Genomic DNA, 15,338 nt, shown 5'->3' on the forward strand with positions numbered 1-15,338 from the left:
GGAAGCGCGCGTTGCTGCGCTCAGAGCTGTTGCGGGGCGGGCTTCCACTCCGGGCGCGAGCCGCGGCAGGGGCCGGCCTGGGGTAGGGGCAGGTCGATGGCGAGCGTGGCGACTTCGTGGCGGTCCAGGTACACCACGCCGCCCTCGACCTTGACGGCGAAGGCCGGGGTGCAGCCCTCGTCGGGCGCGGCCACCTGGCCGCTGTCCAGCGCCACGTTCCAGTTGTGCAGCGGGCAGGCGACGCTGCGGCCGCTGACGATGCCCTGCGACAGCGGGCCGCCCTTGTGCGGGCAGCGGTCGAGCAGGGCGAACACCTCGCCCTCGGCATTGCGGAACACGGCCACCGGCGCGCCCTGCGGGCGCTCCAGGCGGCGCGCGCCCAGCAGCGGCAGCTCATCGACGGTGCAGACGGGAATCCAGGCGCTCATGGTGTGTTTGCCTTCAAAGGGTGCGTGTCGCAGGGGTGTCATTCCAGGTTTCGTTTGCTCGCGAAACGATCCGTTCGCCCTGAGGTATCGAAGGGTGAAGCCGTCAGGCTGGCACGGAGGCAAGGAACTGCTGGCTTGTTGAACCGTTCGGACTGAGGTATCGAAGGCCGAATCCGACAGGCTCGGATGCCCGCACACCGTGCGGGCCGTTCACCCTTCGATACCTCAGGGCGAACGGGATTCTTCACTGGCTATTGCAGACATCAGGCCTTGGCCGGCTCGCCGCTCAGGGCCTCGGCGCCCAGGCGCAGCGGCTCGAACTGGCGCGTGTCCACGCCGGCCCGGACGGCCTCGTGCCAGGGGTCGGGCTGGCCGTCGAGCGCGAACTGCAGCCGCTCCCACAGCGCCTTGCGGCCCTCCGCGTCGTCGAGCACGCGCTTCTTCACGTACTCCAGCCCCACGCGCTCGATGAAGTGCACCGTGCGCTCCAGGTACCAGCCTTCCTCGCGGTAGAGCTGCAGGAAGGCGCCGCTGTACTCCAGCACCTCCGCGGGCGTCTTCACCTTGACGAAGAACTGCGCCACCTCGGTCTTGATGCCGCCGTTGCCGCCGACGTGGATCTCCCAGCCCGAGTCCACGCCAATGATGCCGACGTCCTTGGTGCCGGACTCGGCGCAGTTGCGTGGGCAACCGCTCACGGCCATCTTGACCTTGTGCGGCGAGTACATGGCCCACAGCGCGTGCTCCAGGTCCTTGCCCATCTGGGTGCTGTCCTGCGTGCCGAAGCGGCACCACTCGCTGCCCACGCAGGTCTTCACCGTGCGCAGCGACTTGGCGTAGGCCAGGCCGCTGGGCATGCCCAGGTCGCGCCAGACCGACTGCAGCTGCTCCTTCTTCACGCCCAGCAGGTCGATGCGCTGCCCGCCCGTGACCTTCACGGTCGGGATGGCGTACTTGTCCACCACGTCGGCGATGCGGCGCAGGTCGGCAGCCGACGTTTCCCCGCCCCACATGCGCGGAATGACGGAGTAGGTGCCGTCCTTCTGGATGTTGGCGTGGCCGCGCTCGTTGACGAAGCGGCTTTGCGGATCGTCCTTCGCTTCCTTGGGCCAGGTGCTGATCAGGTAGTAGTTCACCGCGGGGCGGCAGCTGGCGCAGCCGTTGGGGTTGCGCCAGCCGAGCGTGGCATGCACCTGGGGAATGGAGAGCAGCTTGTCGCGGCGGATGGCGTCGCGCACGTCCTGGTGGCTGAAGTCGGTGCAGCCGCACATCGCCTTCTTCTTGGGCGTGGCGGAATAGTCGCCGCCGGCGGTGAACATCAGGATCTGCTCGACCAGCCCGGTGCACGAGCCGCAGGAGGCGCTGGCCTTGGTGTGCTTGCGCACCTCCTCCAGCGTGAACAGGCCCTTGTCCTTGATTGCCTTGCAGATCGTGCCCTTGGTCACGCCGTTGCAGCCGCAGACCTCGTCGCTGTCGGCCATGCCGGCGGCCTTGCTGTGGCCCTGGTGGCCGGCGTCGCCCAGGTGGTCCTCGCCGAACATGAGCTTGTCGCGCAGCTCGGCCACGCTGCGGCCCTCGCGCAGCAGCTTGAAGTACCAGGCGCCGTCGGCGGTGTCGCCGTAGAGGCAGGCGCCCACCAGCTTGTCGTCCTTCAGGACGAGCTTCTTGTAGACGCCGCCGAAGGGGTCGGACAGCACGATCTCCTCGCAGTCCTCGCCGCCGTTGAAGTTGCCCGCGGAGAAGAGGTCGATGCCCGTGACCTTGAGCTTGGTGCTGGTCTGGCTGCCGCCGTAGCGGCCGATGCCGAACTGCGCCAGGTGCGTCGCGCACACCTTGCCCTGCTCGAAGAGCGGGGCCACCAGCCCGTAGGCGATGCCGCGGTGCGCCGCGCACTCGCCCACGGCGTAGATGCGCGGGTCGGTGACGGTCTGCAGCGTGTCGGTGACGACGATGCCGCGGTTCACGTGCAGGCCGATCCTCTCGGCCAGCTCGGTGTTGGGGCGGATGCCCGCGGCCATCACCACCAGGTCGGCCGGGATCTCGCGGCCGTCCTTGAACTGCACCGCCATCACGCGCCCATCCGGGCCGGCGATGAGCGCCTGCGTCTGCGCGCCCATCTCGAACTTCAGGCCGCGCTCCTGCAGCGACTTCTGCAGCATTTTGCCGGCCACGTCGTCGAGCTGGCGCTCCATGAGCGTGCCGGAGATGTGCACCACGCTGACCTGCATGCCGCGCAGCATCAGCCCGTTGGCCGCTTCCAGGCCGAGCAGCCCGCCGCCGATGACGACGGCGTGCCGGTGCGTCTTGGCCGTCTCGATCATGGTCTCGGTGTCGGCGATGTCGCGGTAGGCGATCACGCCGGGCAGATCCTTGCCCGGCACCGGCAGGATGAAGGGCCTGGAGCCGGTGGCGATCAGCAGCCGGTCGTAGGGCGCTTCCACCGTGCTGCCGTCGGCGCGGCGGCCGGTGACGATGCGCCGGGCGCGGTCCACGCCGGTGACCTCGCAGCCCAGGTGCAGCGTGATGCCGTGGTCCTCGTACCAGGACAGCGGATTCAGGATGATCTGGTCGATGGTCTGCTCGCCGGCCAGCACCGGCGACAGCAGGATGCGGTTGTAGTTGGGGTGCGGCTCGGCACCGAAGACCGTGATGTCGTAGAGATCGGGCGCGATCTTGAGCAGCTCTTCGAGCGTGCGCACGCCGGCCATGCCGTTGCCGATCAGGACGAGTTTCATCTTCTTCATGGCTGCGTTTCCGTTGGCGCGAGGGAGTGAAGGGGGCGAACACTGCGGACAATCGCCGCATGAGCTTCGATGCGGACATCGGGCACGCCAGCCGGCGCGGCCCACGGGAGGTGAACGAGGACTTCGCCGGCGCCCTGCGCGAAAAGCGCGGGCTGGTGGCGGCCATCGCCGACGGCGTCTCCACGGGCGGGGGCGGGCGCGAGGCGGCGCAGACCAGCGTGATGGGGCTGCTGTCGGACTTCTTCGCGGCACCGGCCACCTGGGACACCACCGTGGTGCTCGACCGCCTCATCGCGGCCCAGAACAGCTGGCTCGTGGCCGTGAACCGGCAGCGCCAGGTCGGCGGCGGCTGGCACCGGCGCGAGGCCGGCCGCGTCGACGAGCCCGCCACGGCGCTGACCACGCTGACGGCGCTGGCGCTGGAGGGCCACGGCTACACCGTGGCCCACGTGGGCGACACGCGCGCCTGGTTCATCAGCGGCGGCGAACTCAGCCTGCTGACGCAGGACCATGCCTTCGACCACCCGGACCAGCGCAGCCGCCTCACCCGCGCCGTGGGCCTGGACGAGGCCTTGAGCGTGGACTACGCGCAAGGGCCGCTGCGCGTGGGCGACGTGTTCGTGCTCACCAGCGACGGCGTGCACGGCGTGCTCAAGCCCGCGCGGCTGGCGGCGCTGGCGGCGCAGGGCGACGCGCAGGCCGCCAGCGAGGCCATCGTCGAGGCGGCCATCGCCGCGGGTGGGCGCGACAACGCCAGCGCCCTGGTGGTGCGCGTGCTGGGCCTGGACCAGGGCCGGCTGGAGGACGAGCTCGCGCGCGGGCGCCCGCTGCCCGCGCCGGGCAAGCTCAAGGTCGGCGACCGGCTCGACGGCTTCGCCATCACGGCGCTGGTGGCCGACAACGGCGTGCACCGGCTCTACCAGGCCCGTGATGCCGCCGGCGCGCTGGTGGCGATCAAGACGCTGCACGAGGCGCGCGCCAGCGACCCCGAGGAGCGGGCCATGCTCGCGCACGAGGCCTGGCTGGGCCTGCGCCTGGCCGAGGCCGGCGCGCCGGGCTTCATCCGCGTGCGCGAGGTGCCGCAGGCCACGGCGCTCTACATCGCGTTCGACTGGCATGGCGGGCGCACCCTGGAGCAGCTGCTGCAGGGCGGCCAGCGCTTCGGCGTGGAGGAGGTGGTGCAGAGCGCCATCGCCGTGACGCGCGCCGTGGGTCGGCTGCACCGGCTGGGCGTGATCCACCGCGACCTGAAGCCGGGCAACCTGCACCTGGGCGAGGACGGCCAGTGGCGGCTGCTGGACCTGGGCACCGCCGTGAGCGCGCACGCCTCGCAGGCGCAGCGCGAGCTGCACGCGGGCACGCCCAGCTACATGAACCCCGAGCAGTGGGAAGGCGGGCCGGCTGACAGCGGCAGCGACCTGTTCGCGCTGGGCGCCACGCTCTACCAGTGGTTGACGGGGCAACTCCCCTACGGCGAGGTCGAGCCCTACCAGACGGGCCGTTTCAGGCGCGACCCGCGCGCCCCGTCGCGGCTGCGCCCGGACGTGCCGATCTGGCTGGACCACCTCGTGCTCAAGGCCGTGGCGCGCGATGCGCGCCAGCGCTTCGAGACCGCGGAGGAGCTGCTGCTGGCGCTGCAGCGCGGCGCCTCGCGCGGCGGCGTCGGCGCGCCGCTGCCCACGCCGCTGGCCAAGCGCGACCCGCTGGTGCTGTGGAAGGCGGCGCTCGTGGTGTCGCTGCTCTTCAACGCGCTGCTGGTCGTGTGGCTGCTGTTCCTGCCGCGCTGATTCCATTTCCCGCGTCTCGACAGCACATCCCGTTCGGGCTGAGCCTGTCGAAGCCTGTCCTGAGCTCAGTCGAAGGGCCTTTTGGCCCGACGGGCATGCGAGCCCTTCGACAAGCTCAGGGCGAACGGAGAAATGGAGCAGGAAAGCCACGGCAGTGCTCTTGGTCGAGCCGCCTCAGGCGCGGCGCCGGCGCGGGGCCACGCGCGTGACGCGGGGCGCCACGGCGGCCGGTGCCGGCTCGGCGCCGGTGCGGGCGCGGCCGCCCTTCTCGGCCCAGGTGCGGGTCCAGCGGATCTGCACGATGCGCAGCATCAGCAGCATCGCCAGCGCCAGCACCGTGAAGGCCAGGAAGCCGCCCAGGTAGCTGCCGGTGAACTGCTTGGACAGGCCCATGGCGTTGGGCAGGAAGCCGCCGCCCAGGGCGCCGACCTCGCCGATCATCGAGCCCGCCACCGCCGTGGTCAGCGGCCAGCGCAGCGGCACCAGTTGGAACAGCGCGCCGTTGCCCGCGCCCAGCGCGGCGAAGCACAGCATGAACAGCAGCGTGGTGCCGGCCAGCGAGGTGCCGGCAAAGCCGCAGGCCGTCAGCGTCAGCGCCACCGCCAGCAGCACGCCGGAGAGGGTGTTGACGCCGCCGATGCGGTCGGAGAGCCAGCCGCCGAGCACGCGCACCGCGGAGCCCATGAGCGTGGCCAGCATGGTGAGCTGGCCGGCCTCGATCTTGGTGACCTTGAACTGGTCGTAGAAGTAGGTGGGCAGGAAACTGGCCAGGCCGATGAAGCCGCCGAAGGTGACGACGTAGATCAGGCTGAAGGCCCAGCCGTCCTTCTCGAACAGGCAGCTGATGTGCTCGCGGAAGGTCTGGTGCTCGCGGTCCGGCGGCTCCTTGGCGGCGAACCACATCACCGCCAGCGGCAGCAGCATGGTCGCGGCGGCCAGGCCGTACACCGTCTGCCAGCCGTAGGCCGTGGCCAGCGGCGGGGCGAACAGCACGGCCAGCACCGTGCCGGAGTTGCCCGCGCCGGCGATGCCCATGGCCAGGCCCTTGTACTTGGGCGGGTACCAGCCGCTGCCCAGGCTCAGCGCCACGCCGAAGCTCGCGCCCGCGATGCCCAGCAGCACGCCCATGGCCAGCACGCCGTCGTAGCTGTCCACGAACAGGAAGCCGAACAGCAGCGCGGCGATGACCAGCGTCATCTCCACCATCGCCGCGTTCTTGCGGCCGATGTACTGGGCCAGCACCCCCAGCGGGAAGCGCATGAGCGCGCCGGCCAGGATCGGCACCGACACCATGAAGCCCTTCTGCGCCGCCGACAGGCCGTAGGTCTCGCTGATGAACGGGCCCATGGCGCCGTTGAGCACCCAGATGGCGAAGCAGAAGTCGAAATAGAGGAACGAGGCGGCCAGCGTCGGCCAGTGGCCGGCGCGGGCGAAGGTCTTGAAGCTGGTCATGGTGCGGGGCGCTCAGCAGCGCGCGTGGGAACGGGGAATGCAGAAGTCAGGCGACGACAGCGGTCTCATGTGGCTTCTCCAGAAGGGGTACGGCTTGGTGCCCGCGGCGGGTGCGGGCAGTGGAGGCACATGCTGGTCACGACGCTGTGGCCAGGACCGGGCGTGCGGGGCCAGCGGTCCGGGTGCGGCGGCGCACCCGCGTGAGCTTCTGCACCATCCGTGCCAACCCTGAGAGGCAGCCGGGGAAGGGCCGCCGCGCACGCTGTTCTATGCTTGGCCCGATGCGTGCCGCTCCCCGCGGCGCTTCCCGATCTCCCTCTCAGTGCCCTGGCGCAGCGCGCCGTTTCGCCCATGACTTCCGCCCTCGTCATCTCCGCTCCCGGCACGGCCGCGCCGCCCCTGGCCGATGCACTGCAAGCCGCCGGCATTCACGTCCTTGGTGCCTGCGAGTGCGACAAGCTGGTGCAGCAGGCCGTGCGCGGCGCACCGGACGTGGTCGTGTGCTGGGAGCCGCAGCCGGCGGAGTCGGGCCTGTTCGCGGCGCTGGAGCTGCTGTCGCGCACGCAGCCCATGCCGGTGCTGGTGTTCACCGCCGACGCCAGCGCCGAGGGCGCGCAGCGCGCGCTGGATCTGGGCGTGTCGGGCTGGGTGGTGCACGGCTGGTCGCCGGCGCGGCTGCGGCCGCTGCTGCAGCTCACGCAGGCGCGCTTCGCGCACGAGCAGCGGCTGCGGGTCGAGCGCGACGAGGCGCTGCAGCGACTGGAGGAACGCAAGCTGGTGGACCGCGCCAAGGGCATCCTGATGCGCTCGCACGGGCTGTCGGAGGACGAAGCCTTCCGCCGCCTGCGCGGCGCGGCCATGCAGGGCAAGCTGCGCGTGGGGCGGCTGTCGCAGCAGCTCATCGACGCCGCGCGCGATGCCGAGGCGCTCAACCGCAGCGGGCAACTGCGCATGCTGTCGCAGCGCCTGGTGGCGCTGCAGGCGCTGCGCCTGGCACCGGCGCCGGACGTGGACGCCGCGGCGCTGCAGGCGTCCGCGCGCCGCCAGGCGCAGGCCGGCCTGGAGCAGCTGGGCCGTTCACTGTCGCAGGCCACCTTCGGCGACCTGCTGCAGCCGCTGCAGGCCGCCTGGGGTGCGCTGGAGCGCGCGCTGGATGCCGCGCCGCGTCCCGACACGCTGCCGGCCCTGGACGCCCTGGCCGAAACGTGCCTGGAGGCCGCCGAGAAGCTGACCCGCGCCCTGGAGGCCGGCAGCGCGCTGCAGACCCTGTCGGCGGTGAACCTGGCCGGGCGCCAGCGCATGCTCGGCCAGCGCCTGCTCAAGCAGGTGCTGCTGGGCGCGCTGCTGGCCACGTCCGAAGGCGCGCAGCCGCTGTCGCAGGCCGCGGCCACGGCGCGCGAGTTCGACCAGGCGCTGCAGCGGCTGCAGCAGCTGCCGTTGAGCTCGCCGGCCATCCGCATCGCGCTGGATGCCGCGGCGCGCGAGTGGCTGCGCATGCAGCAGGGCGTGCGCGAGGCCGGCCATGCCAGCGGGCGCCGGCAGCTGGCGCAGGCCGCCGAGGCGCTGCTGGCCCGTTTCGAGGAGCTCACCGGCGACTACGAACGCAGCGCGCAACAGCTCTTCGATTAGAAACGGTCTGCGACTACGGCATCATTTAGTAACTCAGCCGTCCCGGATTGCCCGCGCATGTCAACCCTTTCAACTCCTGTCGACGCCGCTTCCGGCGGCATGGCCTTGCTTTCCGACGCGGCGCTGGCGGCCTTGCTGGGCCGGCTGATGCCGGCGTGGCTGGCGCATCAGGGCACGCTGCTGGCGGTCAAGGATGCTTCCAGCGGCGCCTGGCTGCACGTCAACGAGGCGATGGCGAAGTGGCTGCAGTGCGAGCCGGCGGCGCTGCTGGGCCGCGGCGACGCGGCGCTGGAGCCGCCGCTGCCCATGCCCTTGCGGGCTGCCGAGCAGCATGCGCTGGACTTGCCGCCGGACAAGCCGCTGCAAAGCGAGCACCGCTTCGAATGGCGCGGCGCGCTGCACGAGTTCAGCGTCTGGCGCGAGATCGTCGAGCTGCCCGACGGGCGCCGGGTGCTGTGCAGCCTCTGGACCGACCTGGCGCCGCAGCGCCGCGACCAGCAGCGGCTGCGCGAGCTGTTGCAGCAGCTGGAGCTGCAGCAGCGGCTGAGCGACGACCTGTGCCGGCGCTGCGGCATCGCCGATACCGACGGGCCGCTGGACCGCGACACCGGGCTGCACCTGCGCAGCTTCTTCGAGGAGCAGCTGCAGCGCGCGGTGACGGCCTCGCGCGACGAGGGCCGCGAGTTCGCGCTGGTGTGGGTGGCGCTGGACGTGCCGCCGGGAGCAGCCGGCGTGGACGCGGCGTCGCAGGCCCAGGTGCGCGGCGCGCTGGCGCGGCTGTTGCGCGCCAACACCCGCGCCGCGGATTCCACCTGCCGTCTCGAAGGCGACTGCTTCGGGGTGCTGATGTCCGGCCTTGGGCTGGGCGTGGCCTACGGCCGCATGGAGCAGCTGCGGCGCCAGTGCGCGGCGCAGATCGTGGTCAACGAAGGGCGCACGCTGCGCTTCACGGTGTCCATGGGCGTGGCCAGCTGTCCGCACACCGCGGCCGATGCCGACGCGCTGAGCAGCGCCAGCGAGGCCGCGCTGGCCGAGGCGCGCGGGCGCGGCGGCGACCACGTGGTGCTGGCGCGCGTGCCCTTCATGGTGCCGGGCTGAGGCGCGCGCCGCTGCCTGCGGCCAGGCCCCGCGGGCGGTTGCGGCCGCACCGGTGTCAGGTGCTGAGGCCCTTGTAGAGCATGTAGGCCGCGAGCAGGTAGAGCAGCACGGCAAAGGCGCGCTTGAGCTGGCGCACGTCCAGCGCATGCGCGGCGCGGGCGCCCAGCGGCGCGAGCAGCACGCTGGCCGAGGCGATCACGGCCAGCGCCGGCAGGTACAGATAGCCCAGCGCGCCGGGCAGCGCGGGCGCCAGCCCGATGCCGCCGACCAGGTAGCCCACGGTGTTGGCCAGCGCGATCGGGAAGCCCAGCGCCGCGCTGGTGGCCACCGCGTTGTGGATGGGCACGTTGCAGCGCGTCATGAAGGGCACCGACACGAAGCCGCCGCCCGCGCCGACCAGGCCCGAGAGGAAGCCGATGCCGCTGCCCGCGGCGACCTGGCCCAGGCGTCCGGGCATGTCGCGGTCCGGACGCGGTGGACGCGCGCGCAACATCTGGGTGGCGGAGAAGGCGACGAAGGCGGCGAAGAACAGCGCCAGCGCCTGGCCCTTGACCACGGAGAACGCGCCCGCGCCGGCCAGCAGCCCGCCCAGCACGATGCCCGGCGCCATGTTGCGCACCAGCGGCCAGCGCACCGCGCCGCGCTTGTGGTGCGCGCGCACGCTCGACAGCGAGGTGAACATGATCGTGGTCATGGAGGTGGCGATAGCCATCTTCACGGCCATGCCCGGCGGCACGCCGCGCTGCGACAGGATGAAGCTCAGGAAGGGCACCAGCAGCATGCCGCCGCCGATGCCGAGCAGCCCGGCGAGGAAGCCGGCGCCGCAGCCCAGCAGCAGCAGCTCGGCTGCGAGGGAAAGGTCCATGGTGCAGTCGGGAAAGGCCCACGCGCGGCGCGGTGGCCGCGCCGTGCGCGACCGTCGCGGCATCTGCCGGTACTGCTTGCGGATGCCGCACGCCCGCAAGGGCGTGAAGCCGGCGTGGGGGAGGGAAGAGGGTGTCCGCCGCGAGCCGTGGGCCGCATTCCTGAACCCAGGGGATTCAGGTGGGCCCGGTCAGCAGGACTTCGGGTTCGTCTGACGCGAGACGATCGCACCTGTCGAGCAATTTTCCAGGCCCTGGCTCGCGAGAGCATCGGTTCAAGGAAATATAGAACCCACGCGAATGCGGCGGACGGGTGAATTTTACGCCTGACCCGGATCAAGTCCGGGTGGGGGCTGCGCATCAACCCTGTCAAGTCGTGCGCGATGTCTCCTCGGCGGCCAGCGCGCGGTCGATGCGGGCAATGAGCGCTTGCAATTGGGCGTCGGATGGGGCAGCGGCAACGGCGCCACCGGCATCGGCGTCGGCCTCCGCCGTGGCGGCCGGGGCCGCGGCGGGCCGCTGCACCAGCTGGTAGGCCAGGTTGAGCGCGGCCAGCACGGCGATGCGCTCGCGCGCCTTGATGCGGCCGGCGTCGCGGATGGCCGTCATCTCGCGGTCCACCTGCGCGACGGCGGCCTGCAGCGCCTGCTCGCCGCCGTCGGGGCAGCCCAGCAGGTAGCTCTGGCCGAGGATGGTGACTTCGAGCTGTTTCATGATCGGTTGGGAAGGCTGATGCGGCGGGCCGCTCAGCCCTGGCGGGCGTCGGTGGCGGAGAGGCGTTCGATGAGCACGTCGATGCGCGAGCGCGCGGCGTTCAGGCGCGAGCGCAGCTGGTCGCGTTCGGCGCCGAGCTCGGCGTGCTGGCGCTGCAGCTCGGCATGGGCCTGCTGCAGCTGCTCGTGGCGTTGCGCCAGCAGCTCGATGCGCTGCGCGAGTTCTTCCAGGGTGGGCATGGTCAGGCGGACACGGGGGAGGGCCGGGATTGTAGGTCCCCGCGCCTTACGTCCGGCTGCCGAGGAACCAGTCGCAGCAGTCGGTCACGGCGCAGCGCTCGCACAGCGGGCGCCGCGCCTGGCACACGTAGCGCCCGTGCAGGATGAGCCAGTGGTGCGCATCGACGCGGTAGGCGTCGGGCACGCGCCGCAGCAGCCCTTGCTCGACTTCCAGGGGCGTCCTGCCCGGCGCCAGCCCGGTGCGGTTGCCGACGCGGAAGATGTGCGTGTCCACCGCCATGGTGGGCTCGCCGAAGGCGACGTTGAGCACCACGTTGGCCGTCTTGCGGCCCACGCCGGGCAGTGCCTCCAGCGCCTCGCGGCTGCGCGGCACCTGGCCGCCATGCTGCTCGACCAGGATGCGGCTGGTGTTCCAGAGGTTCCTGGCCTTGGTCGGGTAGAGGCCCACGCTGCGGATGTAGCCGGCAATGCCGTCGATGCCCAGCGCCATCATCTTGCGCGGCGTGTTGGCCACCGGGAACAGCCGCCGCGTGGCCTTGTTCACGCCGGCGTCGGTGGACTGCGCCGACAGCAGCACCGCCGCCAGCAGCTCGAACACGTTGGTGAACTCGAGCTCCGTGGTGGGCGTCGGATTGGCCGCGCTCAGCGTGGCGAAGAAGCGCTCGACGGCAGCGTCGTCCATGGCGGCGGAATGCAGGGACTCAAGTCAAACGTCAAACGCGCGAGCCGCGCTGGGCCCGCGCGCGGGCCAGCGCGGCCTCGATCACGGCGCGCTTCCTGTCGAGCGTCTGCGGGTCCTGGTGCCGGCTGTGCGCGGGCAGGTCCGCAAGCTTCATCTCGGCCTTGGCGATGAGGCGCTCGCGCGTGTCGGCTTCGGATTGCGCCAGGCGCGCGCGGTGCGCGGCGTAGCGCCGGCGGGCGTGCTCGGCCTGCGCCGGGCTCCAGGCGTCCCAGCCGGTGGCGGCCGTGACGGGCTCCATGACGATGCAGTCCACCGGGCAGGCCGGCAGGCACAGCTCGCAGCCGGTGCACTCGCTCTCGATGACGGTGTGCATGCGCTTGGTGGCGCCGGCGATGCAGTCCACCGGGCAGGCTTTCAGGCACAGGGTGCAGCCGATGCACCAGTCCTCGTCGATGAAGGCCACCGCGCGCGGCCCTTCGGCGCCGCAGGCGGCGTCGAGCGGCCGCGGCGCCTGGCCGGTGAGCGCGGCGAGCCGGCGCACCCCTTCGGCGCCGCCGGGCGGGCAGCGGTCGATGGCGGCCGCGCCATCGGCCACGGCCTGCGCGTAGCCGCTGCAGTCCGGGTAGCCGCAGCGCGTGCACTGGGTCTGCGGCAGCGCGGCGTCGATGGCCGCGGCCAGGCCGTGCAGCGGGGCCCGGGCGGCCGGAGCCGGGGCGGTGCCGATGTCAGTGTCGGTCAAGGCTTGGTCAGGCGCCGGCTTTCGTGGCGGAACGCTTGGCGCGGGCGGGCGCGGCCAGCGGCTCGGCCGGCGCGTCTTCCAGGGCGGCGGGTGCTGCCGTGGTGGCCTGGGCCGGCGCCTCGGTGTCGAAGCGGGCGATGAAGTCGCGCACCTGCGGGTACACCTTCTCGCGCCAGCGCCGGCCGGAGAAGATGCCGTAGTGGCCGGCGCCTTCGACGTCGTAGTGGAACTGGCGCTCCTTGGGGATGCCCGAGCACAGGTCGTGCGCGGCGCGGGTCTGGCCGGCGCCGGAGATGTCGTCGAGCTCGCCCTCGACCGTGAGCAGCGCGCTGGTGGTGATGTCCTGCGGACGCACCAGCTCGCCATTGACCATCCAGGTGCCGTTGACCAGGGCGAAGTCCTGGAACACGGTCTTGATCGTCTCCAGGTAGTAGTCGGCGGGCATGTCCAGCACCGCGTTGTACTCGTCGTAGAACTTGCGGTGCGCCTCGGCGCTGTCCTCGTCGCCGCGGATCAGGTCGAGGAAGTAGTCGTAATGCGAGCTCAGGTGGCGGTCCGGGTTCATGGCCACGAAGCCCGTGTGCTGCAGGAAGCCCGGGTACACGCGCCGGCCGGCACCGGGGTAGTTCGGCGGCACGCGGTAGATCACGTTGTTCTCGAACCACTCGTGGCGCTTGTTCATGGCCAGGTTGTTCACCGCCGTGGGCGAGCGGCGCGCGTCGATGGGGCCGCCCATCATGGTCATGGTGCGCGGCGTGAACTCGCCGCGGCTGGCCAGCAGCGACACGGCGGCGAGCACCGGCACGGTGGGTTGGCACACCGAGATCACGTGCACCTGCGGGCCGATGTGGCGGATGAACTCCTGCACGTACTCGACGTAGTCGTCGAGGTGGAAGGCGCCGGCCTCGGCGGGCACCATGCGCGCGTCGGTCCAGTCGGTGATGTAGACCTTGTGGTCGTGCAGCAGCGCGCGCACCGTGTCGCGCAGCAGCGTGGAATGGTGGCCCGACAGCGGCGCCACCACCAGCACCGTGGGCTGGCCCTTCATGGCCGTGAGCGCGTTCACGTCGTCGCTGAAGCGCTTGAAGCGCAGCAGCCGGCAGAACGGCTTGTGCAGCGCCACGCGCTCCTGCACCGCGACCTCGACGTCGTTGACGGTGGCCGAGGTGATCTCGAACTGCGGCTTCTCGTAGTCCTTGGCCAGGCGGTGCATCAGGTCCAGCGCCGCGGAGATGCGCTGCGACAGGATCGAGTGGGCGAACGGCGACAGCGGATGGTCGTACAGCTTGGAGGCCGCGCTGGCGAACTCGGAGAACGGCGCCATCAGGGCGCGCTGGCTTTCATAGAGCTGGTACAGCATCAGGAGGAACCTCGCAGCAGGGTAAGGAGGGCGTCTCGGACGTCGTGAGTGGCGCAGGATGCACGCCGCGGTTGAGCCGAACCTGACATCGGTTTCGGGTTTTGTGCAGGTGCAGCAATTGTTGTGCGCGACGAACCCGGGAGACTGCCAGGGTCAAACAAGTCACGGATGCGCAAAGGGCCGGAAAGCCGGCCCAGTTGCGATGCAGTTCACGAAATTCAAGCCGTCCCGGGCCGCCGCCTTGCTGCCACGGCGGCCACGGTAGGCGTCAGCTCAAGGCGCCGTCAGGCGGCGACCTGCGCGATGGCTTTCGCCACGGCGTCGATGTTGCGGCTGTTGAGCGCGGCCACGCAGATGCGGCCGGAGTCCACGCCGTAGACGCCGAACTCGCTGCGCAGGCGCTGCATCTGCTCCTTGCTCAGGCCCGAGTAGCTGAACATGCCCTTCTGGCGCACGATGTACGACACGTCGGACTGGACGCCGGCGGCCTGCAGCTTCTCGACCAGGGCCGCGCGCATCTGCTTGATGCGCTGGCGCATGCCGGCGAGCTCCTCTTCCCATTGCGCGCGCAACGACGGCGTGGTCAGCACCGTGGCCACCACCTGCGCGCCGAACGTGGGCGGGTTGGAGTAGTTGGTGCGGATGACGATCTTGAGCTGCGAGAGCACGCGCGCGGCCTCGTCGGCGCTGTCGCACACCACGCTCAGCGCGCCGACGCGCTCGCCGTAGAGCGAGAAGCTCTTGGAGAACGAGGTGGAGACGAAGAAGTCGATGCCTGCGTCGAGGAACTGCTGGATCACGGCGCCGTCCTCGGCGATGCCCTCGCCGAAGCCCTGGTAGGCCATGTCGAGGAAGGCCACCAGGCCTGCGTCCTTGACGGCGGCCACGACCTGCGTCCACTGCTCGGGCGTGATGTCGTAGCCGGTGGGGTTGTGGCAGCAGGCGTGCAGCACCACGACCGTGCCCTTCGCGGCAGCGCGCAGCGCGGCGAGCATGTCGTCGAAGCGCACGCCGCGCTTGTCGGCGTCGTAGTACGGGTAGGTGCCGACCTCGAAGCCGGCGTTGGTGAACAGGGCGCGGTGGTTCTCCCAGCTCGGGTCGCTGATGAGCACCTGGGCCGATGGGTTCACGCGCTTGAGGAAGTCGGCGCCGATCTTGAGGCCGCCGGTGCCGCCCAGGGCCTGCACGGTGGCGACGCGGCCGCCCTTGACGGCGTCGCTGTCGGCGCCGAAGACCAGACCCTGCACCGCCTTGTCGTAGGCGGCGATGCCGTCGATGGGCAGGTAGCCGCGGGGCTTCTTGGCCGCGAGCAGCTGCTCCTCGGCGGCGGCCACGCACTTGAGAAGCGGCAGCTTGCCCTCATCGTCGAAGTACACGCCCACGCCCAGGTTGACCTTGGCGGGGTTGGGGTCGGCGGCGAACTGTTCGTTGAGGCCCAGGATCGGGTCGCGCGGGGCCATTTCGACGGCGGCAAACAGGGACATGGTGCTTCCAGAAGATGGAGAGGAGCGCCGCCGCCGGGGACTTGGGGCGATGCGCTAGGCTGTCGGATTGCCCTGCATGGGCAGCGCGGGCTGCCGTGGCGCAAGGGCGCGCAATTCTA

Annotated in this window: 13 protein-coding genes and 1 other RNA gene; 3 read left to right on the forward strand and 11 right to left on the reverse strand. The window is 71.2% G+C overall.

Annotated elements, in window-relative coordinates:
* Positions 1 to 20: 20 nt before the first annotated feature.
* Positions 21 to 428, reverse strand: coding sequence for a nitrite reductase small subunit NirD (gene nirD / locus FJ694_RS04190; RefSeq protein WP_157264502.1), 408 nt, complete (start codon positions 426 to 428; stop codon positions 21 to 23).
* A gap of 263 nt (positions 429 to 691) precedes the next feature.
* Positions 692 to 3,172 (reverse strand): nitrite reductase large subunit NirB, encoded by a 2,481-nt coding sequence (gene nirB, locus FJ694_RS04195; protein ID WP_157264504.1) that lies wholly within the window; start codon positions 3,170 to 3,172, stop codon positions 692 to 694.
* A 59-nt stretch (positions 3,173 to 3,231) separates the two neighbouring features.
* Here nirB and FJ694_RS04200 point away from each other — a divergent pair, with 59 nt between their 5' ends.
* Positions 3,232 to 4,959, forward strand: a complete 1,728-nt coding sequence (locus FJ694_RS04200) for a bifunctional protein-serine/threonine kinase/phosphatase (RefSeq protein ID WP_157264506.1) — start codon at positions 3,232 to 3,234, stop codon at positions 4,957 to 4,959.
* A 174-nt stretch (positions 4,960 to 5,133) separates the two neighbouring features.
* Here FJ694_RS04200 and FJ694_RS04205 read toward each other — a convergent pair whose 3' ends face one another.
* The gene (locus FJ694_RS04205; RefSeq protein WP_157264508.1) at positions 5,134 to 6,411 is read right to left on the reverse strand and encodes an MFS transporter; all 1,278 of its coding nucleotides are present in this window, start codon (positions 6,409 to 6,411) and stop codon (positions 5,134 to 5,136) included.
* A 351-nt stretch (positions 6,412 to 6,762) separates the two neighbouring features.
* On the opposite strand from FJ694_RS04205, the gene FJ694_RS04210 reads away from it, so the two are divergent.
* Together FJ694_RS04210 and FJ694_RS04215 are read left to right on the forward strand one after the other, a co-directional pair.
* On the forward strand, positions 6,763 to 8,040 hold the full coding sequence (locus tag FJ694_RS04210; RefSeq protein ID WP_157264510.1) for a type IV pili methyl-accepting chemotaxis transducer N-terminal domain-containing protein: 1,278 nt from the start codon (positions 6,763 to 6,765) through the stop codon (positions 8,038 to 8,040).
* Positions 8,041 to 8,097: 57 nt separating this feature from the next.
* The gene (locus FJ694_RS04215; protein ID WP_157264512.1) at positions 8,098 to 9,138 is read left to right on the forward strand and encodes a GGDEF domain-containing protein; all 1,041 of its coding nucleotides are present in this window, start codon (positions 8,098 to 8,100) and stop codon (positions 9,136 to 9,138) included.
* A 55-nt stretch (positions 9,139 to 9,193) separates the two neighbouring features.
* Here FJ694_RS04215 and FJ694_RS04220 read toward each other — a convergent pair whose 3' ends face one another.
* From FJ694_RS04220 to FJ694_RS04250, 8 genes are all read right to left on the reverse strand, one after another.
* Complete coding sequence (locus tag FJ694_RS04220) at positions 9,194 to 10,003, reverse strand: sulfite exporter TauE/SafE family protein (protein WP_157264514.1); 810 nt, start codon at positions 10,001 to 10,003, stop codon at positions 9,194 to 9,196.
* A 131-nt stretch (positions 10,004 to 10,134) separates the two neighbouring features.
* Positions 10,135 to 10,313: non-coding RNA, 6S RNA (gene ssrS / locus FJ694_RS38080), on the reverse strand.
* A gap of 57 nt (positions 10,314 to 10,370) precedes the next feature.
* The gene (locus tag FJ694_RS04225; RefSeq protein ID WP_157264516.1) at positions 10,371 to 10,715 is read right to left on the reverse strand and encodes a cell division protein ZapA; all 345 of its coding nucleotides are present in this window, start codon (positions 10,713 to 10,715) and stop codon (positions 10,371 to 10,373) included.
* A 32-nt stretch (positions 10,716 to 10,747) separates the two neighbouring features.
* The gene (locus FJ694_RS04230; RefSeq protein WP_157264518.1) at positions 10,748 to 10,954 is read right to left on the reverse strand and encodes a DUF904 domain-containing protein; all 207 of its coding nucleotides are present in this window, start codon (positions 10,952 to 10,954) and stop codon (positions 10,748 to 10,750) included.
* A 46-nt stretch (positions 10,955 to 11,000) separates the two neighbouring features.
* Positions 11,001 to 11,636, reverse strand: a complete 636-nt coding sequence (gene nth, locus FJ694_RS04235; RefSeq protein WP_157264520.1) for an endonuclease III — start codon at positions 11,634 to 11,636, stop codon at positions 11,001 to 11,003.
* 31 nt (positions 11,637 to 11,667) lie between these two features.
* On the reverse strand, positions 11,668 to 12,375 hold the full coding sequence (gene rsxB, locus FJ694_RS04240; protein WP_375140196.1) for an electron transport complex subunit RsxB: 708 nt from the start codon (positions 12,373 to 12,375) through the stop codon (positions 11,668 to 11,670).
* A 7-nt stretch (positions 12,376 to 12,382) separates the two neighbouring features.
* A complete protein-coding gene (locus FJ694_RS04245) occupies positions 12,383 to 13,735 on the reverse strand; it encodes a polyhydroxyalkanoate depolymerase (protein ID WP_157264522.1) in 1,353 nt (450 codons plus the stop codon).
* Positions 13,736 to 14,019: 284 nt separating this feature from the next.
* On the reverse strand, positions 14,020 to 15,219 hold the full coding sequence (locus FJ694_RS04250) for an amino acid aminotransferase (RefSeq protein WP_157264524.1): 1,200 nt from the start codon (positions 15,217 to 15,219) through the stop codon (positions 14,020 to 14,022).
* Positions 15,220 to 15,338: the final 119 nt, after the last annotated feature.

Source organism: Azohydromonas aeria (genome assembly GCF_009760915.1).
GTDB lineage: Bacteria > Pseudomonadota > Gammaproteobacteria > Burkholderiales > Burkholderiaceae_C > Azohydromonas > Azohydromonas aeria.

Excerpts from the sequence above, each read along its gene's own strand:
- nirD (WP_157264502.1), bottom strand. The coding sequence starts at position 428 with ATGAGCGCCTGGATTCCCGTCTGCACCGTCGATGAGCTGCCGCTGCTG.
- nirB (WP_157264504.1), bottom strand. The coding sequence starts at position 3,172 with ATGAAGAAGATGAAACTCGTCCTGATCGGCAACGGCATGGCCGGCGTG.
- FJ694_RS04200 (WP_157264506.1), top strand. The coding sequence starts at position 3,232 with ATGAGCTTCGATGCGGACATCGGGCACGCCAGCCGGCGCGGCCCACGG.
- FJ694_RS04205 (WP_157264508.1), bottom strand. The coding sequence starts at position 6,411 with ATGACCAGCTTCAAGACCTTCGCCCGCGCCGGCCACTGGCCGACGCTG.
- FJ694_RS04210 (WP_157264510.1), top strand. The coding sequence starts at position 6,763 with ATGACTTCCGCCCTCGTCATCTCCGCTCCCGGCACGGCCGCGCCGCCC.
- FJ694_RS04215 (WP_157264512.1), top strand. The coding sequence starts at position 8,098 with ATGTCAACCCTTTCAACTCCTGTCGACGCCGCTTCCGGCGGCATGGCC.
- FJ694_RS04220 (WP_157264514.1), bottom strand. The coding sequence starts at position 10,003 with ATGGACCTTTCCCTCGCAGCCGAGCTGCTGCTGCTGGGCTGCGGCGCC.
- FJ694_RS04225 (WP_157264516.1), bottom strand. The coding sequence starts at position 10,715 with ATGAAACAGCTCGAAGTCACCATCCTCGGCCAGAGCTACCTGCTGGGC.
- FJ694_RS04230 (WP_157264518.1), bottom strand. The coding sequence starts at position 10,954 with ATGCCCACCCTGGAAGAACTCGCGCAGCGCATCGAGCTGCTGGCGCAA.
- nth (WP_157264520.1), bottom strand. The coding sequence starts at position 11,636 with ATGGACGACGCTGCCGTCGAGCGCTTCTTCGCCACGCTGAGCGCGGCC.
- FJ694_RS04245 (WP_157264522.1), bottom strand. The coding sequence starts at position 13,735 with ATGCTGTACCAGCTCTATGAAAGCCAGCGCGCCCTGATGGCGCCGTTC.
- FJ694_RS04250 (WP_157264524.1), bottom strand. The coding sequence starts at position 15,219 with ATGTCCCTGTTTGCCGCCGTCGAAATGGCCCCGCGCGACCCGATCCTG.